Genomic DNA, 24,781 nt, shown 5'->3' on the forward strand with positions numbered 1-24,781 from the left:
CAGTGGCTAGCGGTTGATTTGCACCCAGCCTTTGAAAGTACGGGTAGTGCGATTAGCATCCTTAAACGTTACCTCGGCCTGGTAGAAGTACATACCATCCGACACCTTGCCGTTGGAGTTGCCTTCGCCCGTGCCGCCCCCGTTCCAGTTGATGAGCGGGTCCTGGCTGCCTTCGTACACCTTAGTGCCCCAGCGGTTGTAAATCCGGATAGACGTGCGCTCAATCGGGCTAAACACCTTGGGCCGGAACGTGTCGTTTTTCGAGTCGCCGTTGGGTGTGAAGATGTTAGGCATCAGGAATAGCAGGCAGTTATCCTTGCACTCTTTGTTGCTCAGTGCACTCACAGCCCCATTCGCATCGACAGCCTGAATGGCGTAGCAGCCCTGCGCCGAAGCCAGGTTGGTGTGCTCATAGGTTGTTTGGGTACCGGGCACGCGGGACAGCTCAGTTAGCTCATCGGCCTCTGTAGGTGCAAAGTAGATGATGTACTGCACGATGTCGCGGCTGCAGTCCTGCGTGGGTAGGTTGCTCAGCGTCCAGCTCAGCGAGTTGGTAAAGCGCATGCCCGAGGTAGGCGTAGTCGGCAAATCGAACAGGCGGCTGGCCAGGCTGTCACAGTTGGTGGGCTTGAGCGTGAGGATGGGCGTACAGGGCACAGACTGCAACGGCGCGCACTGTTCCTGGCTCAGGTTGATGAGCGAATCGGCCAAGGTGATGTCGTAGGTGCCGTTGGTCTTCACGTAGTAGCAGTACGTGCGGTTTTTCACCAGCGGCAGCACCCTGCCATCATCCACGAAAGTGCCGCCGGTAGTGGTACTAGTGGCTTTACCCACGGGCCGGAACGTACCGCCTGGCTCGCGCCGGTACACAGTACTGGGCCGCTGACTGTTGTCCCAGGGCACATTGTACACCCAACTAACGCCTATTGTACTGGCCAGCGGGTTGGGCGTAGCCGTCAGCCGTACGCTCGACGCCGGCTGGGTGCGCTCCACCGAGTCGGCCGCCAAGGCCGAGTTGCTGAAGAAATCGAGCCGGTACGTGTAGGCGTTGGCTTCCGTGTTGAGGCCAGTATTGATAAAGGTGGTATCGCGCAGGTTGGTGGTAGTGTACACCTTGCGGAAATCGGCTGCGGCTGGGTTGAGGCCAGTGGCGCGGTAGAGGCGGTAGCCACGGGGCTCAGCGAAGTTGGCCAGCGGAGCCGGCTGGTTCCAGCGAACGGTAATCTGGCCCGTCGCTACGTCGGTGCGGTCTACGGTTACGTTGGTAAGGCGGGGCGAGCGACCCTCTACCTTCACGCAGGCCTCGTTGGAAGCCAGGCTTTCGCCCCCGCTAGGCTGGGCAAACCGCACATAAATGCGGTACGAATAGGTCTTACCCCGGGTCAGGCCGGCCCCACCATTGTCGTCGAGGAAGGTGCGTGAGCCCACGCCTACGCTGCCAATCTGCACGTAACCCGAGCCGGCAGGCAGCCCCGTCTGGCAGGTAGTAGGCGTGAAGGCAAAGCAGTTTTCGCGGCGGAAAATCAGAATCTGCGCCCCCGGATTCTGGCAGCTGTAGCTGTTCCAGTCGAGGCGCATGTTGTTGCCCTGCGGCGTGGCCTGCAGGTTTTGCGGCGCCGGTCCTACCACCGTAATATTCCAGATGCGCTGGTCAATTAAAGACGAAATGGTACCCCCAGGCTCGTCGGTGGCCTTAAACAGCACCTGGTAAGGCTGGCGGCGGATGAAGGAGCAGGCCGGTGTCCATTGGAACAGGGCACGGGCCACAGGCGGCCCTTTAGTGCTCTGCTGGAACGAGGCCGGCATAGGTAGCAGGCCGGTAAAAGCTTCGAGTAGCACCGGGTTGCCATCGGGGTCGGTGGCGGTTATAATGCCGCCGGGCACCGGTGTGTTGGCCACCACGCACACATCTGGCGGTACATTAATGAGGGGGCGCAGGTTATTGGGCGGCCGCACGATAATCTGCATGTCGCGGATTGTCTCGCTCAGCAGTGTGGGTTGGGTGGGTCGGCCGGGTGTGCGGCGGTATTCCTTCACCACAAAAGCCACATTATAGGTACCCACCTGGGCCGGCGCATTCCACACTACCTGGCCAGTAAAGGCGTCGATAATGAAGATGGCGCTGTTGTTGGGCACCCCGACAGGCGGCCCACTATAGGCTACCTGGCGGGCATCAACGCCCGGCAGGTTGTTGGGGAAAGTGAAGCTGGTGGTAGGTACGGGATTGAGCCGGTTGCCGGTAGCAAGCGCGACACGCGGGTCGCCGGCCCTTTGGCTCGGCCGCAACTCGTACGCCAGCGAGTCGCCCTCAGCATCGAAAGCGGCAGGGTTGTGCAGAAATACCTGGCCTACGCTACCCTTGTCGATGGCTGGTGCCAGCAGTTGGGGCGAAGTATTCTGAATGAATGCATTTATAAGAACGGTGGTCGAGATATAAAAGCTTTCATTGGCCGAATTAGCCATATTAAGCACCCCTACCGGCCTATTTACGCTGGCGTAGCCCACTGTATATGCCCCGGTAGAATTATAAGTATGCTCGAACCTATAAACGTTGAGCAAATACTCCGGTGCTACGCGGGTCTGCGATACGAATGGAATATCCTGCTGGGAGGTACCGTCGCCAAAAAAGATGATAACCGTAGGCTCTTCGGCTATATTGGGGCCCGGAACACCCACGTAAAGTGAAAGGGTAAAAAAGATGCGCCGGGGGTTGTTGGGGTCGGTGCGCGCCTGAATGTCGCCGGCAGCCAGGTGGGTAGCTTGGGCAGCTGGCGCGGCTGTCAGGAAGGCCAGCAGCAGAAACAGCGCCGCCAGCCAGCGCTGCAATGGGCGGATAGGTAGAACGATACGCATAGAATCAGGCAACTAAGCGGGCAGAGAAACCGCAGGAAGTAAGGTCCGGAAAAACCCGGCGGAAACCTAACAAAAGTCGGGCGAGGGAGGTTGTTAGACCGAGGCAAGATACTAACGGAGTTGGCTTTGGTTTGATTCCAGTCAGACCGCCTCGTCTATTCAGATTGTTTCCTACTAACCGGGCACCTAACTTTGACCGTCACAATCGACTTCCCCACCCTACTTAGTAGCTCTCTATGAGTTGGATTACAAACACCCTCACCAGCAGCATCGGCCGTAAAATTGTTATGGCTACCACGGGCCTGTTCCTGTGTTCGTTTCTGTTGGTTCACCTGCTGATTAACCTGCAATTGTTGCGCTACGACGGAGGGGCCAGCTTCAACTTCTGGGCCGAGTTTATGGGTACCAATCCCATCATCCGGTTCATGGAAATTGTGCTGATGTTGGGCTTTGCGGTGCATATTTACCAAGGATTGGCACTGGCTGTAAAGAATAAAAACGCTCGTGGTGCTCAAGGCTACGTGGTAAATCATTCGGAGCAGAACTCGCAGTGGTCGTCACGCAATATGGCCCTGCTGGGCACGCTGCTGCTGGTTTTCCTGATTGTACACTTGATGAACTTCTGGATTCGCTCCCGTTTCGACGCCTTTGGCGGCCTGGCCATGGTGAAAGTGCCCAACCTCGACCACCCGGTTGGCGACCTGTATTCGGTAGCCGCCGCTTCTTTCAAAATTCCGTGGTACGTAATTCTGTACGCGCTGGCGCAAATTGCGCTGGGTTACCACCTCTGGCACGGCTTCCGTAGCGGTTTCCAGACACTGGGCCTCAAGCACCCCAAATACACGCCCGCCGTTTACTACACGGGCTATGCTTTCTCGGTTGTGGTGTCGGTCCTGTTCGCCATCATCCCGATTATCATGTTCTTCGATGACCAGCATCAGCCCCGCCCAGCGACCAACCAGAAGGTTGAACAGTCGCTGACTGAGGAGCCGGACATCCTGCGCTAATTTCCCACTCTCTAACTCTACCCTTTATGGTACTTGATTCCAAACTTCCCGAAGGCCCGATAGCCGAGAAGTGGGAGAAGCATAAGTTCAACGTTAAGCTCGTCAACCCGTCTAATAAGCGGAAGTACGACATCATTGTGGTGGGCACCGGCCTGGCCGGCGCTTCGGCAGCTGCTTCGCTCGCTGAGCTGGGCTACAATGTGAAAGCTTTCACTTTCCACGACTCCCCGCGTCGGGCGCACTCCATTGCCGCTCAGGGTGGTATCAATGCCGCCAAAAACTACCAGAACGACGGTGACTCGGTATACCGCCTTTTCTACGACACCGTAAAGGGTGGTGACTACCGTTCCCGCGAGGCCAACGTGTACCGTCTGGCTCAGGTATCGGTCAACATCATCGACCAGTGCGTGGCCCAAGGCGTACCCTTCGCCCGCGAATACGGCGGCCTGCTGGCCAACCGCTCGTTCGGTGGCGCGCAGGTGAGCCGCACATTTTATGCTCGCGGCCAAACCGGCCAGCAGTTGCTGTTAGGCGCCTACTCAGCCCTCTCGCGGCAGGTGGCCTACGGTAAAGTAAAGCTCTACACCCGCTCCGAAATGCTGGATCTGGTGACGGTGGACGGCCAGGCTCGTGGTATTATCACCCGCAATTTGCTGACCGGTGAGATTGAGCAGCACGCGGCCCATGCCGTGGTACTGGCTACCGGCGGCTACGGTAACGTGTTCTTCTTGAGCACCAACGCCATGTACTGCAACGCTACCGCCGCTTGGCGGGCCCACAAAAAGGGTGCGTATTTCGCCAACCCCTGCTTCACCCAGATTCACCCTACCTGTATCCCCGTATCGGGCGATTACCAGTCGAAGCTGACGTTGATGTCGGAGTCGTTGCGTAACGATGGCCGTGTGTGGGTACCGGCCACCAAGGAAACAGCCGAGCGCCTGCGCAAGGGCGAAATCAACGTTAACGATATTGCCGAGGCAGACCGCGACTACTTCTTGGAGCGCAAGTACCCGGCTTTCGGTAACCTAGTGCCTCGCGACGTAGCTTCGCGCAACGCAAAGCTCATGTGCGATGAGGGCAAAGGTGTAGGCTCAACCGGTCTGGCTGTATACCTCGACTTCGCCGACGTTATCAAGCGTACCTCGGCTGAGGCAGTGAGCCAGAAGTATGGCAACCTGTTCGATATGTACGCCAAAATTACCGGCGAAAACCCCTACGAGCGGCCCATGCGTATTTACCCAGCGGTTCACTATACCATGGGTGGCCTCTGGGTTGACTACAATCTGCAAACCACGGTGAAGGGCCTTTACGCCACCGGCGAGTGCAACTTCTCTGACCACGGCGCCAATCGACTCGGCGCTTCGGCCCTCATGCAGGGCTTGGCCGACGGTTACTTCGTAATTCCTTACACCATTGGCGATTACCTGGCATCTACACCGCCTAAGCCTGTAACGACTGAAGACCCCGCCTTTGCCGAGGCCACGGCCGCCGTGCAGGCCCGCGTGCAACAGATGATGTCCATCAACGGTACCCGCACTCCCGACGATTTCCACAAGAAGCTCGGCAATCTGATGTGGGAGTACTGCGGCATGTCGCGCAACGCTGAAGGCCTGCGCTACGCCAAAAAGGAGATCCAACAGCTGAAGAAGGAATTCTGGAGCGACTTGAAACTGGCCGGTACCGAACTGGAAATGAACCAGGCGCTGGAGAAAGCCGGCCGTGTGGCTGACTTCATCGAGTTGGGCGAACTGATGGTAGACGACGCCTTGGACCGCAACGAAAGCTGCGGTGGTCACTTCCGCGAGGAGTACCAGACGCCCGAGGGTGAGGCCCTGCGCAACGATGACGACTACGCTTATGTGGCCGCCTGGGAATACGTGGGCGAAAACCAACCCGAAAAGCTGAACAAGGAAGAGCTCACGTTCGAGAACGTAAAGCTTACCCAGCGCAGCTACAAGTAATTTTTTCAGCTGTTAGCCTTTAGCTGCTAGCTGTTCGCTTCGTGCCAACAGCCCCAGCCCGACAAGCTAACAGCTATCAGCTAACAGCTAATAGCCAAAAACATGGCCGGAAGTAACCCCAACGCCAAACCAATGAACCTCACCCTGAAGGTGTGGCGGCAGAAAAACCGCATCAGTGAGGGAGGTATCGTCGATTATAAGGTCAAGGACATCTCGCCCGATATGTCGTTCTTGGAGATGCTCGACGTACTCAACGAGGACCTGTTGCGCCAGGGCCAAGAGCCGGTAGCCTTCGACCACGACTGCCGCGAAGGCATCTGCGGCTCGTGCAACCTGTTCATCAACGGCCGGGCCCACGGCCCAGAGCAGGGCACCACGACCTGCCAGTTGCACATGCGCAAGTTCTCCGATGGCGATACCATTACCATCGAACCTTGGCGCGCATCTGCTTTCCCGCTCAACAAAGACCTGAGCGTGGACCGTTCGGCCTTTGACCGCATCATCCAGGCGGGCGGCTACGTGAGCATTAACACCGGTGGTACCCCCGATGCTAATGAAATTCCGATTCCCAAGAACATTGCCGATCGGGCTTTTGAAGCGGCTACCTGCATTGGTTGTGGTGCCTGCGTAGCGGCCTGCAAAAACGCTTCGGCTATGCTGTTCGTATCGGCCAAAGTAAGTCAGCTGGCATTGCTGCCCCAAGGCCACGTGGAGCGCAAAACCCGCGTTGAGAACATGGTAGCCCAGATGGATAAGGAAGGTTTTGGTGCCTGCACCAATATTGGCTCCTGTGCCGCCGAGTGTCCGGTGGGCATCTCACTCGAAAATATTGCTACCCTTAACCAAGAATTTTTGTCGGCCAAAGCCACATCCAATAACCTGGCGTAAGCTTTGGTGGTTATCCTGTCAGGATTCCTTGAAAAGGCGAAACGGGCTTCCGTTTCGCCTTTTTTGCTACCTGCCTATAATAGGCACTTTTTCCCTTGACTCTCTTTCCAACTACCCGAATGCTCACAATTGTTGTTGGCACTAACCGCCCTAATTCCCGCGCCCGTCGCCTAGCCGATTTATACGCCCGCCTGCTGGCTGAACACGGAGTTGATTCTTCTGTTCTGGACTTGCTGGAGTTACCAGCCGATTTTACATTTTCAGCACTGTACGACAATGCCGGCAGACATGATGGCTTCAACCGCCTAGCTGAGCAGGCCAGTGCCGCCGACAAGCTGGTATTTATCGTTCCCGAGTATAATTGCTCGTTTCCAGGTGTACTGAAGGCTTTTATTGATGGCCTGCCCTACCCTTCGGCGCTAAGCAACAAAAAGGCGGCGCTGGTGGGGTTGAGTAGCGGCGGGCAGGGCGGCTTGCTGGCCCTTAATCATCTCACCGACATTCTTATGTATCTGGGCACCGCTGTGCTTCCCCAGCGCGTGCGTCTGCCCTTTATTGACAAGCACCTGAACGATGACGGTGAACTGACGGAACCCTTTTACCAGACGTTGCTCCGCGAGCAGATACCCCACTTGCTACGGTTTTAGGCAATCCTGCAGTAACTATTGGCGGCCAGAGGCAGGAATAATATAGCAGAAACATTTTCGTTAGCGGGCCAGCAGATGACCAAAAGCCGGCCATCTGCGTAAGGGCTGTTTCGCTTAACTGTTTTCTGCTAATGAAATATGTATTGCTGCTTTCTAGTTTAGCTTTCCTGAGTGCCTGCACGCTCACGCCCCGGCGGGGCAAGAGCAGCCAGCTTGCCCCCGAGCGCGAGATGATGCATCCGGATAAGTTTCCGACCGATTCGGTCAGCCCTACGCCGCCCGATTCCTTACGCTAAGAGCCAACCCATAAAGCAACAGGCCGCCCCGACGAATTCGGGGCGGCCTGTTGCTTTATAGGTTGGCGGATAAAACTGCCCGCTAATCCACGTTGTCGTGTAGGAAGCGGTTGTCGCCCAGCAACTCGTTGTCGTCGGAGAGATTAAAGCGGCTCACGTTCTGCTCCGAAGAGGGCACCACGTTTTCCAGCTTTACCTGACGACGCAGATAGGCGGGAGTTTCCAACTGATCTTTCAGCGCATCGTTGGTCAGGCCGTTGCTCAGCGCCTGCAAGCGCTGGCGTCGCTCCTCAGCCCGGGCCTCCAGTGAAGGTCGGGGCAGGCTATGCGGCAGGGTAGCCACGGGCGTTTGCGGCGGATACTGGTACTGCAACTGCGGCTCGGGGGCCGGCATAGAAGGGGCCGACACCGGCGCGGTGCTGTGTTGCGGAGGAGAAGTATCAAGGTCGCGGATTACAACCGGCGGCTCGACGGGCGCAGGGCTGCCAAACGTAGGCACAAGCGGCGCGGCTGCAGCGGGCTCCTCATCCTCACGGTCTGGACCGGTCGTAGGGTCAGCCCGAGCATCGTCGCGGGGCACTACGGCCGTAATGTTGTGGGCGTCGCGAGCGAAGCCGGTGGCAATTACAGTTACGCGGATGCTCTGGCCCAGCGAGGGGTCGATGCCGTGGCCAAAAATAACCTCAGCATTCTGGCCGGCCTTATCTTGGATGTACTCCGTGATTTCGGTCAATTCGTCCATCTCCAGTTCGGCCTGGTCACCCGACATGATGCTGAGCAGAATACGCTGGGCACCGTGGATATCGGTGTTGTTGAGTAGCGGCGAGGCCAGAGCCTCCTCAGCGGCCCGGGCGGCGCGGTTCTCGCCCTCCGTTACGCTACTGCCCATTACGGCCGCGCCCGAGTCCTTCATCACCGTTTTCACGTCTTCAAAGTCCACGTTCACGTCCGAGGTTACCGTGATAATCTCGGCAATGGACTTGGCCGCCGTCGTCAGCACAGTATCGGCTTTGGCAAAGGCCGCGCTCAGGGGAAGGTTGCCGTACATCTCGCGGATCTTGTCGTTGAGAATCACCAGTACCGTGTCGCAGTCCTCACTCAGCTCCTTGATGCCCTGCTCAGCTTGCTGGCGCTTTTTGCGGCCCTCAAACATAAACGGGGCCGTTACGATACCAACCGTCAGAATGCCCAGCTCCTTGGCAACCTTGGCAATTACGGGCGCGGCCCCGGTACCGGTGCCGCCGCCCATGCCTGCCGTAATGAACACCATGCGGGTACCATTGCTCAGCAGCTCGCGAATCTGCTCGCGGCTCTCAATGGCCGCCTGCTTGCCCCGCTCGGGGTTGGCCCCCGCGCCCAGCCCTTCGGTTAGGTCGATGCCAATTTGCATGCGGTTAGGTACGGGCGACGATGCCAGGGCCTGCTTATCGGTATTGCAGATTACAAACTCCACGTCTTTTATGCCTTGGGCATACATGTGTTTGACCGCATTGGAGCCACCACCACCCACACCAATCACTTTGATGATGGAGGTCGATTGCGGCTGTATGTCGAAGGTATAATTCATGTTTAGGGTCAATTATGAATTAAAAGCCAAAAATTAAAAATCAAGAATTGGCAGTCTTGGCAGAGCAGCAACTCCTAATTTCTAACTTCTAATTTTCAATTGACATTAATACTGTTTGTCGTCGAAATCATTAATCAGCAGATCTTTTGTGCGATTAAGAATTCGTTGGAAAAAATCCCCGGCACCCGGCTTTTTAGCAGCCTTTTCGGCTGCTGGAGTGGCCGAGGCTGCTGGAGTTTGCGGAGCAGTAGTAGCCGGCCGCGCTTCGGGCGTGGGCACGTAGTAGTTCTGCTCCTGCTCGGGCTCCTCGTAGCCGCGCTGAGCCAAACGGTCGTCGAGCGAGCGGTAACCAGCTAGCACCAGGCCCACCGTGGTGGCGTACATGGGCGATTTTACCGCTTCAATCTTGCTCTTACCCAAGTGCTCGTTGGGGTAGCCGATGCGCGTGTCGAGGCCTGTTACGTACTCAGCCAGTTGCACCAGATTCTGGAGTTGCGAGCCGCCACCGGTCATCACGATGCCAGCCGCCAACTTGTCCTGGAAGCCCAGACGCTGGATTTCGGCATATACCAGCTCCACAATTTCCTCCATCCGGGCCTCAATGATGTAGGCCAGGTTTTTCAGGCTGATTTCCTTGGGTGCTCGGTCGCGCAGGCCAGGGATGCTCACGATTTCGTACTCCGAGGCTTCTTCGGCAATAGCCTTGCCGAACTTCACCTTGAGCTGCTCGGCCTGGTTCTGCATCACCTGGCAGCCCTGCTTGATATCGGTAGTGATGATGTTGCCGCCGAAGGGCAGCACCGCCGCGTGGCGGATGATGCCATCCTTGAAAATGGCCAGATCGGTCGTGCCGCCGCCAATGTCAACCAGCGCCACGCCAGCTTCCTTCTCCTCATCGCTCAGCACCGACATGCTCGATGCCAGCGGCTCCAAAATCAGGTTATCAATTTCCAGCCCGGCCTTCGTAACGCACTTATACACGTTATTGATGGCCGTGCTCTGCGCCGTGATGATGTGGAAATTGCCCTCCAGCCGTACGCCCGACATGCCTACCGGGTCCAGAATACCTTCCTCGTAATCCACCTTGTAGTCCTGGGGCATTACGTGGATGATCTGCGAACCAGGCGGCGTCACGAGGCGGTACATGTCGCTGGTAAGGCGCTCCACGTCGGCCTGGGTTATTTCGGTTTCGGCCGAGGTGCGGGTGATGCTGCCGTTGTGCTGCAGGCTCTTGATGTGCTGGCCCGCAATGCCCACGTTCACCACGCCAATGTTGATGCCCGACTGCTCCTCTGCCTGCTTAATGGCCTTCTTGATGGCGTCCACTGTTTTGTCGATATTCGACACAATTCCCCGTACCACGCCTTCCGACACGGCCTTGCCCAAACCCAGAATTTCGAGCTTGCCGAATTCATTTTTACGGCCAACCAAAGCACATATTTTGGTGGTACCGATGTCGAGGCCGACTACAATTTTATCGTGTTGCATGGGAAGGATGGGCGAGGAGTTGGCAGGTGCAGGCAGGAAAAGGGCGTTTAATCCGCTTTAAGGTAGCGTTTTAGACGGATAATTTTATTCACAGATGATTTGATCCTTGAATTCGACGTTGACGCGATGGTACGTGTCCCAGCCAAGCACCGGCGGAATTTGACGGTAAAATACCATCAGTTTCGCGAATTTTTCCGAAATATTATCAGGAAAGCCAAATTCGACCCGCTGGTCACCCACCTGTTGGGTGAACGAAATCTTTCCATTAGGCGCCACGAATATTTCGGCGACCTGTGCGCGCCAGAAGGGTTTTCCGTCGATGTAACGCAGGAATTCGAGGTAACGTATGCCGCTGCTGTCCTGAAAGAAGGAGGCGACCAGCGGAACGCCGCCAGCCCGCGAGATGGGCACGACCCGGGCCGTGAACAGCGAAGAAAGCGGCAGCTTACGCCCATCGGCATCGAGGTAGCTGTCCTGTCGCGAATCGGCGTGTACGAGGCGGGCAATGGGCCGGCTCTGGCGCACATCGGCGTGCAGGTTGCCGGCCAGGTCGCGGTAGACTTGGGCCTCCTTCACGAAACTATGGGCCTTGAGGCGCGCTTCGAGGGCCTTCAGGTCGATGTCGGAGGGCGCAGAGCCCTCCAGCCGGTCGCGGCCCTGGCGGGTCAGCAGGCCGGTTACTTCGCGCTGGCCGATGAAGAAGTTATTGAATTCGTTGCTGACCGACACAATGACGCCCCCCACCTTGCGATTGGCCTGCCGCACGGCCGCAAATGCCCCCAGGCCCAGCAGCAGCAGCAGACATACAGTGGCAATCAGCAGGTTTTTGGCGTCGCGCTTCATTCGGGGTTTGGTACTGGGGTCAGGAGAAAAATGAATGACGTGGCGGCGGGGCTTGCTGCAGGAGCCGCTTCCGGTTACCGGCAAGCGGCCGGCCGGGCAACTCAGCTATTCAGCCAGCGAATATTCAAAATATTCTTTAATTGAGGCACTAACTGGTCGATGTCGCCGGCGCCTACGGTGGCTAATACGTCAAAATTCGGATTGGTTTCGGCGTTTTGCAAAATTTCGTCCTTAGTTTGGAGAGATTTTATCGGCGCCGTGATTTGGGATAAAATCAACTCCGACGTGACGCCCGGCAGTGGCTGCTCGCGGGCCGGGTAGATGTCGAGCAGTACCACTTCGTCGGCAAGGCTCAGACTCTCAGCGAATCCGGCGGCAAAATCGCGGGTGCGGCTGTAAAGGTGGGGTTGGAAAATCACCCGCAGCCGCCGCCCCGGGTACAGGGCCCGCAGAGACTGCAAAAAGGCCTCGATTTCGCGCGGATGGTGGGCGTAATCATCCACATATACCTTAGGCTGCTCGGACGTACCGGCCGTCACGATGAACTCGAAACGGCGCTTTACGCCCCGATAAGCGGCCACAGCAGCACGCAGTTGCTCATCGCTGAGGCCGTAGAGGCGGGCCACGCAAGCGGCGGCCAGCATGTTTTCCACGTTATGAAATCCTGGCACGGCCAGCTCCAGATTTTTTATCTGAGCTGTTGGCTGAGAGTTGTTAGCTGATAGCGCCGTTTGCTCCGCTACCGGTCCGTGCATATCGAAACGGAACAAGTGGCCCTCGGCGGTAATGTTGGTAGAATATAGCTCCGGGCCCTGCTCGGACGAGAGACCGTAGCGCAGCACCCGCACGCCGGCCGGTGCGGCGGCAGCCACGCTGGCATCAGCCGTGTGGTTGATGATGAGCGTGCCACCCGGCTGAATCTGCCCTACAAACTGCCGGAACGACTCCAGTAGCGTCTCGGCATCCCCGTAAATATCGAGGTGGTCGGCGTCGGTACTTGTCACGATGGCCACCGTCGGAAACAGCGTCAGAAAGCTCCGGTCATATTCATCAGCCTCTACTACGACGGGAACATTTTCAGTTGTTGTTTCGGTGTTCGTTTCTGCCGCCTGATTATCACTTTCTACACTCAAATTTTTAATTGAATCCGGCAGCAGCAGGTTCGAGCCCAGGTTCACGCTGATGCCACCCAGAAACGCGGCGCAGGGTACGCCGGCATGATGCAGCAAGTGGGCCACCATGCTGCTGGTGGTAGTTTTGCCGTGGGTGCCGGCCACCGCAATGGTGGGCCGGCCGGCGGTGAGCACGCCCAGCACCTGGCTGCGCTTGCGGATGTCGTAGCCCCGCTCCCGCAGCCAAGCCCACTCGCGGTGGTCCTTCGGAATAGCGGGCGTAAGCACGACCAATGTATCGGCCGGATTCGCGCGCACGGCCGCCGGAATGCTTTCTATCGAATCGTCGTAGTGAATCGTGATACCTTCGGCCGTCAGAGCGTCGGTCAGAGGCGTACGGGTTTTGTCGTAGCCGCTCACCACATGCCCGTTGGCCCGGAACCAGCGCGCCAGTGCCGACATACCGATGCCACCGATACCCAGGAAGAAGACGTTGGTTTTCATTTTTAGGGGTGCAGAGCTTGGATGGTAGTCGTAGGGGCGGGGCTTGTCCCCGCCCGCCGTGCGCGCAATTGCAACGACAATCGTTCAGTGACGGGCGGGGACAAGCCCCGCCCCTACGCGTTCGGAATCAGTTTCAGTAGCTCGTCCACAATCGTGGCCGTGGCTTGAGGGCGGGCAAGCTGCAGAATGTTGGTGCTTAGCTGCTGCTGGCGCGCCGGGTTTTGGAGTAACGCCAAGGTTTCGTCGTAGAGCGTGGCGGCGGCCTCGGCGTCGCGCACGAGCAGGGCGGCGTCCTGAGTGCTGAGGGCCAGGGCATTCTTGGTCTGGTGGTCTTCGGCTACATTGGGCGAGGGCACCAGGATGCTCGGCTTGCCCGTCAGGCACAGCTCCGACACCGACAGTGCCCCAGCCCGGCTCACCACCACGTCGGCAGCGGCGTAGGCCAGATCCATGCGGCGGATGAACTCTAGGGCCTGCAAACCGGCGGCGGCAAATGGGGCGGCCTGCTTGCCGGCTTCTGGAAAATAGAGCTTGCCGGTTTGCCAGAGCAACTGCACGCCGGCCTCCTGCAGGCGGGGCAGCGCGGTGGCAGTGGCCTGGTTGAGCGTACGCGCCCCTAGGCTGCCCCCAATCACAAGCAGCACCGGCCGGGCTGCATCGAGCCCGAAAAAGGCCAGGGCCTCGGCACGCTGGCCGCTGGCAATTTCGGTGCGCACGGGGTTACCGGTTAGCGTCAGCCGGTTGCTGGGGAAGAACTTTTCCATGCCCTCGTAGGCTACACAGATGCGTTGGACCCGTTTGGCCAGTAATTTATTTACGAGGCCGGCGTAGGAGTTCTGCTCCTGAATAAGGGCCGGAATGCCTCGCGAAGTGGCCGCCAGCAGCACCGGGGCCGAGGCATAGCCGCCCACGCCCACTACGGCATCGGGCCGGAACTTCTCAATGATTTTACCGGCTTTGCGCACGGCCCGCATCACTTTAATCGGGAACAGCAGGTTTTTAGGCGTCAGGCTGCGCTGCAGGCCGGCAATATCGAGGCCGATAATCTCGTAGCCTGCTTCGGGTATCCGGGTCATCTCCATGCGGCCGTTAGCGCCCACAAACAGAATTTCGGCGTCGGGAAAGCGCCGCCGCACTTCGTTGGCAATGGCCACGGCCGGAAAAATGTGCCCCCCGGTGCCGCCGCCGCTGATGATGAGTTTCATGCTTTGAGCTTAGTATTTTACGCCTAGTGCTTAGGCTGTTAGACGCTGCCGGAATAATAGAAAGGCCCAATCACCAGGCACGAACAGCTAAGCACTACCAGCAACCGCTAATAGCTGACCGATACTTTCGGGATGCGGGCGGTATCGGCGGGCTGGTCAGTCATGGGGCGGATTTCCCGCTCGCCACGGCTTACAGCCAGAATAATGCCGATGCTGATGCCGGTGAAGATGAGCGAGGTACCGCCCATGCTGAGCAGCGGCAGCGGCAGACCGGTAATTGGGCCCAGGCCCACGGCCACGCCCATATTCACCATAGCCTGCAGCACTAAGCTAAAGGTAAGCCCCGCTGAGAGCAGCCCTCCGAAGGCCCCGTAACTATTCATCACCGTTTTCAATCCTCGATAGAGGAAGGCCAGATAAAGGAACAGCACTATCACGCCCCCAAACAGGCCGTATTCTTCAATAATGATGGCGTAGATGAAGTCGGAATACGGGTGGGGCATGATGTTGCGCTCGGTGCTTTTGCCGGGCCCCTTGCCGAACACGCCGCCCGTAGCCTCGGCAATGTAGGCGTGCTCCAGCTGAAACGGCACCGGCTTGCTCTTGTCGGTGAAGCTCTCAATGCGCGACTGCACCGTTTTCCAGCGCTGCCCCGCCACTAGGCCCACGCCGCCAATCACAACGCCAATCACGACCATCACGGCCATCTGCTTGAGCGGCACCCGGCCAATAAACATCAGCAGCAGGCAGGTGGCGAACAGCAGCAGCGCTGTGGAGGCATTCGACAGAATGATAAGCCCGCAGATGACGCCCACCCACAGCATTACCGGCAGCAGCGTGGTTTTAAAGTCGCCCACGTTTTGCTGGCGGCGGCTGAGCATGGAAGCCAAGTGCGTGATCAGGGCCAGCTTGGCTAGGTCGGAGGGCTGGAAGGTTTGGTTGATGACCGGGATGGTAAGCCAGCGCGAGGCCTCGTTAAGCGTCGAGCCCATCACGAAGGTGAAGATGAGCAGCGGCACCGAGGCCAGCAGCGCATAAAGCGAGAGGCGCGAGTAGTGACGGTAGTCTATTCGGTGTGCCAGCCACATAAACAGCAGGCCCACGAAAATCAGGCTGGTGTGCTTGAAGAGGAAGTACTCGGTGTTGCCACCGCGGCTCTTATAGGCCAGCGTACCCGTTGCCGAGTACACCACGGCAATGGAAATCAGCGAAAATAGCAGCACGATACCCCATAGAATAGGGTCACCCTTGAGGTTTTTCCGAAGCCAGTTATTAATCACTGATTTTCGTTGATTAGAGGTGGTTGTACTGATTATTTATGTTCGATTGGAGAAACGAACGTGTCATGCTTCATCTGGCGTCCGCTTCCAACAGCTACGCTTCGGCCTCCAATGCAGCCACAGCGGCGGCGAACTGGCGGCCGCGGTCCTCGTAGTTCTGAAACAGGTCGAACGAGGCGCAGGCGGGCGAGAGCAGCACCACGTCGCCGGAGGCGGCGAGGGCAGCGGCCCGCTGCACGGCGCTAGCCATGCTTTGGGTTTCTTCGAGATGCGGCACCACGCTGCCGAAGCTGGCGCGGAGCTTTTCGTTGTCGAGCCCCAGGCAAATTAGCGCTTTTACGCGGCTTTCGGCCAGCGGCAGGAGGCTGCTGTAGTCGTTGCCCTTATCGGTGCCACCCGCAATCCACACAATTGGGGCCGTAATACCGTCGAGGGCGTACCAGGCAGCCTCCACGTTGGTGGCCTTGCTGTCGTTGATGAAGCGCACACCGCCTACCTCGCCTACCAGCTGCAAACGGTGGTCGGCGTTGCGGAACGTAGCCAGGGCGGCTTCAATCTGCGGGGCTTCCAAGCCGGCCAGGCGGGCGCATAGTATGGCGACCAGCGCGTTCTGACGGTTGTGCTGGCCGATGAGCGGCGATGCAGCGGTGCTGATTTCCTCAGCCTCACTGTAAGGACCGGGCTGCAAGTCCACGCCCATCACCTCCTCCTGCAGGTAGTAGCCCGCCAGTTGGAAATCGGGGCGGTGGTGCAGGCTAAAGGGTAGCTGGCGCATAGGCCGCAACGCGCCGGGGAAGTAACGCTGGATGGTTTCGTCGTCGGCATTATAAATGAAGAAGTTGCTGCTGTCTTGGCGCTGGGTGATGCGCAACTTGGACTTGGCGTAGTTCTCCAGCGAGTAGTCGTAGCGGTCGAGGTGGTCGGGGGTGATGTTGAGCAGCACCGCTACCCAGGGCTGAAAGTCGTAGGTGTCGTCGAGCTGGAAGGAGCTTAACTCCAGCACGTAGTAGTCGTGCGCATCGGCAATAACCTGCTCGGCCAGCGAGTAGCCCACGTTGCCGGCCAGCCCCACGCTCAGGCCGCACTCCTTCAGCAGGTGGTAGGTGAGCAGCGTAGTGGTAGTTTTGCCGTTGGTACCCGTAATGGCGATGCACCGGGCGCGGGTGTAGCGCCCGGCCAGCTCAATTTCGGAAATAATGGGCGTGCCTTTATTCCGCAATGCCTGAATGACGGCTGCTTTTTCCGGGATGCCGGGGCTTTTTACTACCTCATCGGCCGTCAGAATTTCTTCCAGCGTGTGCCCGCCCTCCTCGAACCGGATATTGGCGTTGCGCAGCTTCTGCTGGTACTTGGGTTGAATCGGGCTTTGGTCGGACACGAACACGGTGTGCCCCTTGGCCTGGGCCAGCAGCGCCGCCCCTACCCCACTCTCGCCGGCTCCCAGAATTACGTAGTGCATAGTTGTTCTTTTGGGTTTAACGCAGTGTCTTGCAGTGAACGAACTCTGCGTGAAACCTCTGTTAGCGTAGCTTCAACGTTACCAAAGTCAGCACGGCCAGCATAATACTCACAATCCAGAAGCGCGACACGATTTTGGACTCGTGGTAGCCCAGCTTCTGGTAGTGGTGGTGCAACGGCGACATGCGCAGCAGCCGCCGGCCCTCGCCATACTTGCGACGGGTGTATTTGAAGTAGCTTACCTGCGCCATCACCGAGAGACTCTCAATCAGAAACACCCCGCAGAGTACCGGAATCAGCAGTTCCTTGCGCACAATGAGAGCCAGCACGGCAATAATGCCGCCGATGGCCAGCGAACCGGTGTCGCCCATGAATACCTGGGCCGGATAGCTATTGTACCACAGAAAGCCCACGCAGGCCCCCACGAAAGCGGCACAGAAGATGACCAGTTCGCCCGAATTCGGGATGAACATGATATCAAGGTAATCGGCCAGCAGAGCATTGCCGCTCACGAAGGCAAAAACGGCCAGCGTAGTGCCAATAATGGCCGAGGTGCCTGCTGCCAGCCCGTCGAGGCCATCGGTGAGATTGGCGCCGTTGCTGACGGCGGTAATGATAAGGATGACGATGGGAATGTAGAAGAAGGCGTAATACTCGTTGAAAAAGTCGCCGGCCGTGGCGAACAGGTCGCCGTAGTTGAGCTCGTTGTTCTTAATGAACGGCACCGTGGTGATCATCAGCTTCACATCCTGGTATACCGTGCTGGCATCTACGGCCGAAAACGAGCCGTTGGCCAGCACGTACTGGCGCACCGTCACGTCGTTGCTGAAGAACAGCACCCAGCCCACCGTGAGGCCCAGGCCCACCTGCCCCAGAATCTTGAAGCGGCCGGCCAACCCGTCCTTGTTCTTCTTTACTACCTTAATGTAGTCGTCCACGAAGCCAATCAAACCCAGCCAAACCGTGCTGAGCAGCATCAGGATGATGTAAATATTATCGAGCTTGGCAAACAGCAGTACCGGCACCAGAATGGCCAGCAGAATAATCAGGCCGCCCATGGTGGGGGTGCCCTTTTTCTCGGCCTGCCCCTGCAAGCCTAGGTCGCGGATGGTTTCGCCAATCTGCTGCCGTTGCAACAGCCGAATCAGCGGCGCCCCGAAATACTGCGCAATAATCAATGATGAAACGATGGCCAGCGCCGCCCGAAACGAGCTATACTGCATCACGCCGGTGCCCGGAATGTGGTGTACTTTATAGAGGTAATTGAACAGGTAGTACAGCATGGGCGCGGCGTTCGGCGGGCGGGTTGAAGCGCAAAGGTAGATTTTAGCGGGGAGGGATTAGCGGCTAGTGGTGAGTTTTTGGAGATAATATGATTAAAAAACTGTCATGCAGAGCGGAGCGAAGCATCTCGCGTGCCGACGTTGGTTTACCATTTCAACGTCAGTACGCGAGATGCTTCGCTCCGCTCTGCATGACGTTTTTCCGCATCCACTAAACGCTACTTCCCCAGCAGCGCGAACATCTCCTTTAGCACCTGCTTGTCGTCAAAGTCGTTTTTAATGCCCTTGATTTCCTGGTAGGTTTCGTGGCCTTTGCCGGCTACCAGCACGATGTCGCCGGGCTGGGCCAGAGCTACGGCCGTTTTAATGGCCTCGCGCCGGTCGGCAATGGTGAGAACTTTGCCCAGCGCGGTAACCGGTACGCCGGCCTGCATCTGGGCCAGAATATCGTTGGGATCTTCGAAGCGGGGATTGTCGGAGGTAAGCACGGCTCGCTCGGAGAGTACGGCGGCCAGGCGGGCCATTTCGGGACGCTTGGCTCCGTCGCGGTTGCCGCCACAGCCCACTACCGTAATTATCTGCTGGCTGGGCTGGCGGATGTCGGCCAGCGTCTGGAGCACGTTTTCCAGCGCGTCAGGCGTGTGGGCGTAGTCCACGATACCCGTGATGCGCGCCTTTTCCGATACCACCGGCTCGAAGCGACCGGGGGCCGAAGTCAGGCCCGACAGCACCGTGAGCACCTCGGTGGGGTCTTCGCCCAACAGCACCGCCGCACCGTAAATAGCCAGCAGGTTGTAGGCGTTGAACACGCCAATCAGCCGAAACTGCACCTCGCGGCCCTCTATTGCGAGGTGCAGACCGTGCACGGCGTTTTCCAGCAGCCGCGCCCGGAATTCGCCGTGGCCGCGGAGCGAGTACAGCTCGCGGCGGCCGGCCACGTTCTGCAGCATTACGGCCCCACGCTTGTCGTCGGCGTTGCTGAGCGCAAAGCCTGACTTCGGCAGCATGTCAAAAAAGCCCTTCTTGGCCTTCAAATAGGCATCGAAGGTACCGTGGTAGTCGAGGTGGTCGTGGCTGAGGTTGGTGAACACGCCGCCCGCGAAGTGCAGACCCGTAACGCGGTGCTGCACCACGGCATGCGAGCTGACCTCAATAAACACGTGGGTGCAGCCAGCCTTCAGCATCTGCGCCAGCAGCTCATTCAGACGGATGGCGTCGGGCGTAGTGTGGGTGCTCGGAATCACCTGCTCGTTAATCTGGTTCTGCACCGTGCTCAGCAGCCCGCAATGGTAGCCCAGCTCCCGGAACAGCTTGTGCAGCATGGTAGCGCAGGTGGTTTTGCCGTTGGTGCCCGTAATGCCCACCAACTGTAGCTGCCGCGACGGATGCCCATAAAACTCGGCCGCCATCAGGGCCATTGCTTCCGCCGAATCGGCTACCTGCACGTAGCTCGTGGCCGGGTTCAACTCAGCCGGCAGCTCCTCGCACACTACCACGGCCGCACCCTGTTCTACGGCTTTCTGGATAAACTGGTGGCCGTCGGCCGCAGTACCGCGCAATGCAAAAAACACCGTTCCCGGCCCTGCCGAGCGCGAATCAAGGGTGAGGGCAGTAATGGTAGCGTCCGTCGGCCCGCGCTGGTCGAGCACGGTGGCAGCGGCAAGGAGTTGAGCAAGGTTTTTCAAGGGTGATTTCACGCAGTGTTGTTGAGCAGCGTATAGACGCACTAGTTGTAGTCTCTACGTTGCTGATATTATTCGAGCGGGCCTTTCAGGACGAGGATCCAATTAGTGCATCTCGACGCCGTTCAAAGGCCCCGATACCAACACTAGATCATCAAGGATTAGCAGCTACCTGCACCGCTAACGGCCGCGGCAGCATGCCAATCGGCTCCAACGTAAGCTGCACGGTGGTGCCGCGCTTGGCAGGTGTGCCGGCCGCTACCGACTGGCTGATTACCCGGCCCGATCCGACGGTACGGACCCGCAGGCCGCGGTTTTCGAGCAGAAACAGCGCATCGCGCAGCGTTAGACCCTCTACGTTGGGCACGCGGCCGGGGCGTAGCAACAGCGGCCGTAGCTGCACATCGGCGGCCTGCGAGTCGGGGCGGGCGGTGCGCACCCAATCTTCGGTGGGAGCCGTGGCCTGGTGGCGCACCCCTAGCTGGCTGAACATCATCGTCAGCTCGTCCTGCAGGCCGGCTTTCACCAGCGGCACGGGCGAGCGGCGCACGGGGGCGCGGGCCAGCAGCGGCCGCTCCGAAGCTGCGTCGCGGGCCATGGCCTTGTCGGCCAGTTCGCGGAACACCGGTGCGGCCACGTCGCCGCCGTAAATGCGGCCGTTCTTAGGCGAATCGACCACCACAATACAGCTGTACTTGGGCTTATCGGCTGGGAAGTAGCCGCAGAAGCTGGTGGAATAGGTGCGGGTATAAGCACCGTTTTTGAACTTCCAGGCCGTGCCGGTTTTACCCGCAATCAGGTAGTCGCTGGTGCGGATGCCGCGGGCCGTGCCGTGTTCTACCACGCCTTCCATCATGGTGCGCACTTTCTGCAGGGTTTCCTCGGAGCATATTTTGGGGTTGAGCACCACCGGCTCGAACCGCTCAATCACCTTATCGGCCTGCTTGATTTCGCTTACAATCATGGGCTGCATCTTCACCCCGTTGTTGGCCACAGCGTTGTAAAAGGCCAGCGTCTGGAGCGGGGCCAGCTTCAGCTCGTAGCCGATGCTCATGGTGCTCAGCGAGGTCCGGCTCCAGCTGCGGTCCTGGGGGTCTTTGATGTATGGCCGTGCCTCGCCGGCCATCTGGAAGCCCAGCGGCTTATCGAGTCCGAAGCTTTTCAGGTGGTTGGTGTACCCGTCGGGGTTCTTGCTGAAAGTGCGCTCGGTGAGTAGCGCCACGCCGATGTTCGACGATTTCTCGAACACCTGCTGAATGGAAATCCGACCATACGGGTGCGAGTCGGTTTTCACGGCCCCGCCGATGCGCATGGCCCCCGAGCGGCCAGTGTTAATCGTGTCGGTTAGCTGCAAGTCAGGGTTTTCCTCGAAAGCGGCCATCATTGAGGCCAGCTTGAAGGTTGAGCCCGGCTCAGTGCGGCCCTGGTCGGCAATGGCGTAGTTGTAGTTTTCGCGGTACACACCGTCGGCCACCTTGCCCAGGTTGGCGACGGCTTTGATATGGCCGGTGGCCACCTCCATCAGAATAACGGTGCCGTACTGGGCGTTATTCTGCACCAGCGACTTGTAGAGGGCACTTTCGGCCATGTCCTGGAGGTTGATATCGAGCGTCGTCTTCACGTCGTAGCCCGGCTGGGGCTTCACCTCGGTACCGTCGTAGATAGGCTTGTTGCCACCGGGCAGGCGCTCGAACAGGGCCTCGCCGTCGCGGCCGGCCAGGTGGCGGTTAAAGGTGAACTCCAGGCCCGCCCCGTTCTTATCTTCGTTCAGGAAGCCAATGGTGCGTTGGGCCAGCCCGCCAAAGGGCCGGAAGCGCTTATCAATCTTCTCAAAAATGACCCCGCCCCGGTTTTTTCCCTCCCGGAAGATGGGCCACGAAGCCAGCTCTTTTTTCTCCTGATAATTGATTTGCCGCGAGTTGAGGCGGATATAGCGCACACCCTTCTTGGGGTCGTGAGCGTTCTTGAGCTTGCGGAAATACTCCTGCTTGCTTCGGTCGCCAAAAAAGCCCGCCAGCAGCCCGGCCAGCGAATCTACCTTCTGGTTGAACAGCGCATCGTTCACCACACTAGGGTCCCAGGCAACCCGGTAAAAGGGCAACGAGGTAGCCATAATACTCTCATTATCAGAGTATATATTGCCGCGGGTAGCAAAAACCGGCTGGTATATAACCCGCCGTTCCTGCTCCAGGGCGCTCCATTTGGCACCTTCAGTAAACTGAATGTGGGTTATGCGCCACACAATGGCCGCCGAAAACAGGCAGACCCCCAAAAAGGCCAAACGTACGCGGGTTACAATGCTTTTTTTAACGTTTCCTTTCATCGACGGCGGATTGTAGCGCGATTGGATGAAGCGGCGGCCGGAGCCGGCTCGCCGTTGAGGTCGGTGCCAATAGGAACGGGCGGCGCGCCCACTTCCACCACCGAGTCGATGCCCAGGGCGGGGCCCACCACCCGGCGCAACGAGTCGACGCGGGCGCGGGCAGTCATGGCAGCTACCGAGTCGGCCGTGAGTCCGGGCATCATGTCCAGTTTGGCCTCATCGAGGCCACCGGCGGGCACGGCAATGCGAAAGGGCGGCGAGGAGCTTTCGGCCAGCCCGTAGGCAGCCACGCGCCGGGCCACTTCGCTCTGCTTGCTGGCCTCCATGTAGTCAGACTTGAGCGTGGTGTAATCAGCCCGCAGGTCTTCGGTTTCGGTCTTCATTTTCTGAATGCTGCGGTTCATGCGGGTGGCGTAGTGCGTGTTGCCGATATACAGCAGCACCAGAAACATGATGAACAGCAGATGCGGCAGCAGCCGCACCGGCAGTCCCTCCCGAAACAGCCCGTCCATGGGTGTGGCCCGCTCCAGCAACGTAAACACGCTCCACGTGCTTCGCTTTGGGGCCGCCGGCCGGGCCGCCCGCACTGGTCGGGGAATCGGCTCGGGGGCCGCCTCAGGCTCTGGCTCGGCCACTGCCGGCGGGCGCACCGGTTCCGGCTCCACGGCGCGGGGCACGTTGGCACGGGGCGGGGTGCTGGCAGGACGAACGGTATTGGCGGACATCTTTTTACTTTTTGATTGCGATGCGCAGCTTCGCCGAACGGGCGCGGCTATTGAGGGCAACTTCTTCGGCCGTGGCCTCCATGGGCTTGCGGGTAACGACTTCGAAGGGCAAATCGGTGCGGCCAAACAGGTCTTTATCAGCCTCGCCGAAGAATTTACCCTTGGCGAGGAAGTTCTTCACCAGTCGGTCTTCGAGCGAGTGGTAGCTCATGACCACCAGCCGGCCGCCGGGGCGCAGCACCTGAGTAGTCTGTTCGAGCATTTCGCGCAAAGCGGCCATTTCGTCGTTGGCCTCGATGCGTAGGGCCTGGAAAACCTGGGCCAGGTACTTGTTCTCCTTGCCCCGCGGCGTGCAGGGCGCAATGGCTTTCTTGAGGGCCGCAATGGTGGTAATGGACTGCCCGCGCCGCGCCGAAACCACCATGGCGGCCAGCGTGCGGGCATTGGTTACCTCGCCGTACATGCCAAAAATGCGGTGCAGCTCCGCTTCCGGGTATTCGTTGATGAGGTCGGCGGCCGAGGCGTCGGGGCCGTCGGGGTCCATGCGCATATCCAGCGGCCCGTCGAAGCGGGTGCTGAAGCCGCGCTCCGGCGTATCGAACTGGTGCGACGACACGCCCAAATCGGCTAACAGGCCATCGACGGGCAGCACGCCGCGCTGGTTGAGTTCTTGGAACAGGTGGCGGAAGTTGGCGCGGATGAACGTGAACTCGGGGCGGGCCAGTTGGGCGGCCTCCGCCTCGGCATCGGCATCCTGGTCGAAGCTGTAGAGGTGGCCGGGGCTTTGCAGGCGCTCCAGCATCCGGGCCGAGTGGCCGCCACCGCCGAAAGTAACGTCCACATAGCGGCCTCCGGGCTGCAAGTCGAGGGCTTCGAGGCACTCGCGCAGCATCACCGGGCGGTGGTAGGCGGTATCGTTGGCGTAGTCGTTCACGGCAGGTAATTCGGGTTCCGCGTTGTAAATCGGCGAAAGTCAAAAGTACGCATCCAATGGGCAACACCAACTGCCTGGGGCCGCAAACCGGTTTTTCTTGGATCATAGCCTGCTAAAGCCCATAATACTGAACACGTCCCTTATAATTCCGTACGCGGCCCCCACGCGGTATTCCCTACCTTTGCGGTTGCTACTTATGAAACGTCCACTGCTCCATCGGCTCTTTAGTGTCTGGCTGGCCCTGCTGGTACTCACCTCCTCGGTGGGTCTGGCGGTACAGCAGCATCTGTGCCTGCAAAGTGGTCAAAGCAGCACCGACGTCATTTTTCAGCCGGCCAGCCACGGCTGTGCGCCGGTTCAGGTAGCCGCTGAGCCCCACGAGGACGAAGCAGGCCACCTGCTAAAGTCGTGCTGCGAGTTTGGGGCTGATTTTCATAAGCTCGATGTCGCTTCGGCTCAGCTGAGCTGGGCGAAAGTATCGGTGCCGGCTTTGGTGCCGGTTTGGCCCGCGGCCCCGTTTCCGGCCTTTAAAGCCGCTACCTTCTACCAGCCCGCTTCGCGCTGGTACGCGGCCGATTCGTCTCCCCCGCCGCTGGGCGGTCGGGCGCTGCTCACGCGGGTGGGCCTGCTGGTCGTTTAGCATTTTTCCGGAGGCTGCCGTTCGGGCAGCCCGCTTCGCCGGGCCCTATTGGGCCAGCGCTTATTTCGGAAAAAGCTAAACTTCT

General features: G+C 58.9%; 19 protein-coding genes. 6 read left to right on the forward strand and 13 right to left on the reverse strand.

Going from position 1 to position 24,781, the window contains the following annotated elements:
- Positions 1-6: 6 nt before the first annotated feature.
- A complete protein-coding gene (locus tag HW556_RS04650; RefSeq protein ID WP_176898433.1) occupies positions 7-2,853 on the reverse strand; it encodes a T9SS type B sorting domain-containing protein in 2,847 nt (948 codons plus the stop codon).
- Between the two features lie 236 nt (positions 2,854-3,089).
- Here HW556_RS04650 and HW556_RS04655 point away from each other — a divergent pair, with 236 nt between their 5' ends.
- The 5 genes from HW556_RS04655 to HW556_RS04675 all read left to right on the forward strand — a co-directional run bounded on the left by HW556_RS04655 (position 3,090) and on the right by HW556_RS04675 (position 7,652).
- Positions 3,090-3,860 (forward strand): succinate dehydrogenase cytochrome b subunit, encoded by a 771-nt coding sequence (locus HW556_RS04655; protein WP_176898435.1) that lies wholly within the window; start codon positions 3,090-3,092, stop codon positions 3,858-3,860.
- Between the two features lie 26 nt (positions 3,861-3,886).
- Positions 3,887-5,821 carry a fumarate reductase/succinate dehydrogenase flavoprotein subunit gene (locus HW556_RS04660; RefSeq protein WP_176898437.1) on the forward strand — a complete coding sequence of 645 codons (1,935 nt, stop codon included), beginning with the start codon at positions 3,887-3,889 and terminating at the stop codon, positions 5,819-5,821.
- A gap of 132 nt (positions 5,822-5,953) precedes the next feature.
- Complete coding sequence (locus tag HW556_RS04665; protein ID WP_176898524.1) at positions 5,954-6,709, forward strand: succinate dehydrogenase/fumarate reductase iron-sulfur subunit; 756 nt, start codon at positions 5,954-5,956, stop codon at positions 6,707-6,709.
- 119 nt (positions 6,710-6,828) lie between these two features.
- A complete protein-coding gene (locus HW556_RS04670) occupies positions 6,829-7,356 on the forward strand; it encodes an NADPH-dependent FMN reductase (protein WP_176898438.1) in 528 nt (175 codons plus the stop codon).
- A gap of 131 nt (positions 7,357-7,487) precedes the next feature.
- A complete protein-coding gene (locus HW556_RS04675; RefSeq protein ID WP_176898439.1) occupies positions 7,488-7,652 on the forward strand; it encodes a hypothetical protein in 165 nt (54 codons plus the stop codon).
- A gap of 82 nt (positions 7,653-7,734) precedes the next feature.
- Here the strand turns inward: HW556_RS04675 and ftsZ are convergent, their stop codons facing one another.
- The 12 genes from ftsZ to rsmH form a co-directional block, all read right to left on the reverse strand.
- Positions 7,735-9,219: a cell division protein FtsZ gene (gene ftsZ, locus HW556_RS04680; protein WP_176898440.1), complete on the reverse strand. Its 1,485-nt coding sequence runs from the start codon at positions 9,217-9,219 to the stop codon at positions 7,735-7,737.
- Between the two features lie 105 nt (positions 9,220-9,324).
- Positions 9,325-10,707, reverse strand: a complete 1,383-nt coding sequence (gene ftsA / locus HW556_RS04685) for a cell division protein FtsA (protein ID WP_176898441.1) — start codon at positions 10,705-10,707, stop codon at positions 9,325-9,327.
- Positions 10,708-10,791: 84 nt separating this feature from the next.
- On the reverse strand, positions 10,792-11,550 hold the full coding sequence (locus tag HW556_RS04690; protein ID WP_176898442.1) for a cell division protein FtsQ/DivIB: 759 nt from the start codon (positions 11,548-11,550) through the stop codon (positions 10,792-10,794).
- A gap of 101 nt (positions 11,551-11,651) precedes the next feature.
- A complete protein-coding gene (gene murC / locus HW556_RS04695; protein ID WP_176898444.1) occupies positions 11,652-13,166 on the reverse strand; it encodes a UDP-N-acetylmuramate--L-alanine ligase in 1,515 nt (504 codons plus the stop codon).
- A 113-nt stretch (positions 13,167-13,279) separates the two neighbouring features.
- Positions 13,280-14,371, reverse strand: coding sequence for an undecaprenyldiphospho-muramoylpentapeptide beta-N-acetylglucosaminyltransferase (gene murG, locus HW556_RS04700; RefSeq protein ID WP_176898446.1), 1,092 nt, complete (start codon positions 14,369-14,371; stop codon positions 13,280-13,282).
- A 107-nt stretch (positions 14,372-14,478) separates the two neighbouring features.
- Entirely contained in the window at positions 14,479-15,651 is a 1,173-nt protein-coding gene (locus HW556_RS04705; protein ID WP_176898448.1) for an FtsW/RodA/SpoVE family cell cycle protein, read from the reverse strand.
- Between the two features lie 94 nt (positions 15,652-15,745).
- Complete coding sequence (gene murD / locus HW556_RS04710; RefSeq protein WP_176898450.1) at positions 15,746-17,110, reverse strand: UDP-N-acetylmuramoyl-L-alanine--D-glutamate ligase; 1,365 nt, start codon at positions 17,108-17,110, stop codon at positions 15,746-15,748.
- A 61-nt stretch (positions 17,111-17,171) separates the two neighbouring features.
- The gene (gene mraY / locus HW556_RS04715; protein WP_176898452.1) at positions 17,172-18,392 is read right to left on the reverse strand and encodes a phospho-N-acetylmuramoyl-pentapeptide-transferase; all 1,221 of its coding nucleotides are present in this window, start codon (positions 18,390-18,392) and stop codon (positions 17,172-17,174) included.
- Between the two features lie 218 nt (positions 18,393-18,610).
- Complete coding sequence (locus HW556_RS04720) at positions 18,611-20,077, reverse strand: UDP-N-acetylmuramoyl-L-alanyl-D-glutamate--2,6-diaminopimelate ligase (RefSeq protein WP_176898454.1); 1,467 nt, start codon at positions 20,075-20,077, stop codon at positions 18,611-18,613.
- Positions 20,078-20,228: 151 nt separating this feature from the next.
- The gene (locus tag HW556_RS04725) at positions 20,229-22,397 is read right to left on the reverse strand and encodes a penicillin-binding protein (RefSeq protein ID WP_176898456.1); all 2,169 of its coding nucleotides are present in this window, start codon (positions 22,395-22,397) and stop codon (positions 20,229-20,231) included.
- Positions 22,394-23,122, reverse strand: a complete 729-nt coding sequence (locus tag HW556_RS04730; RefSeq protein ID WP_176898458.1) for an FtsL-like putative cell division protein — start codon at positions 23,120-23,122, stop codon at positions 22,394-22,396. The genes HW556_RS04725 and HW556_RS04730 overlap by 4 nt, the downstream gene beginning before the upstream one ends.
- A gap of 4 nt (positions 23,123-23,126) precedes the next feature.
- Positions 23,127-24,056 carry a 16S rRNA (cytosine(1402)-N(4))-methyltransferase RsmH gene (gene rsmH / locus HW556_RS04735; protein WP_176898461.1) on the reverse strand — a complete coding sequence of 310 codons (930 nt, stop codon included), beginning with the start codon at positions 24,054-24,056 and terminating at the stop codon, positions 23,127-23,129.
- Positions 24,057-24,252: 196 nt separating this feature from the next.
- Between rsmH and HW556_RS04740 the strand changes: the two genes are divergently transcribed.
- A complete protein-coding gene (locus tag HW556_RS04740; protein WP_176898463.1) occupies positions 24,253-24,696 on the forward strand; it encodes an HYC_CC_PP family protein in 444 nt (147 codons plus the stop codon).
- Positions 24,697-24,781 lie beyond the last annotated feature (85 nt).

The sequence above is a fragment of the Hymenobacter terrestris genome (genome assembly GCF_013377905.1).
GTDB lineage: Bacteria > Bacteroidota > Bacteroidia > Cytophagales > Hymenobacteraceae > Hymenobacter > Hymenobacter terrestris.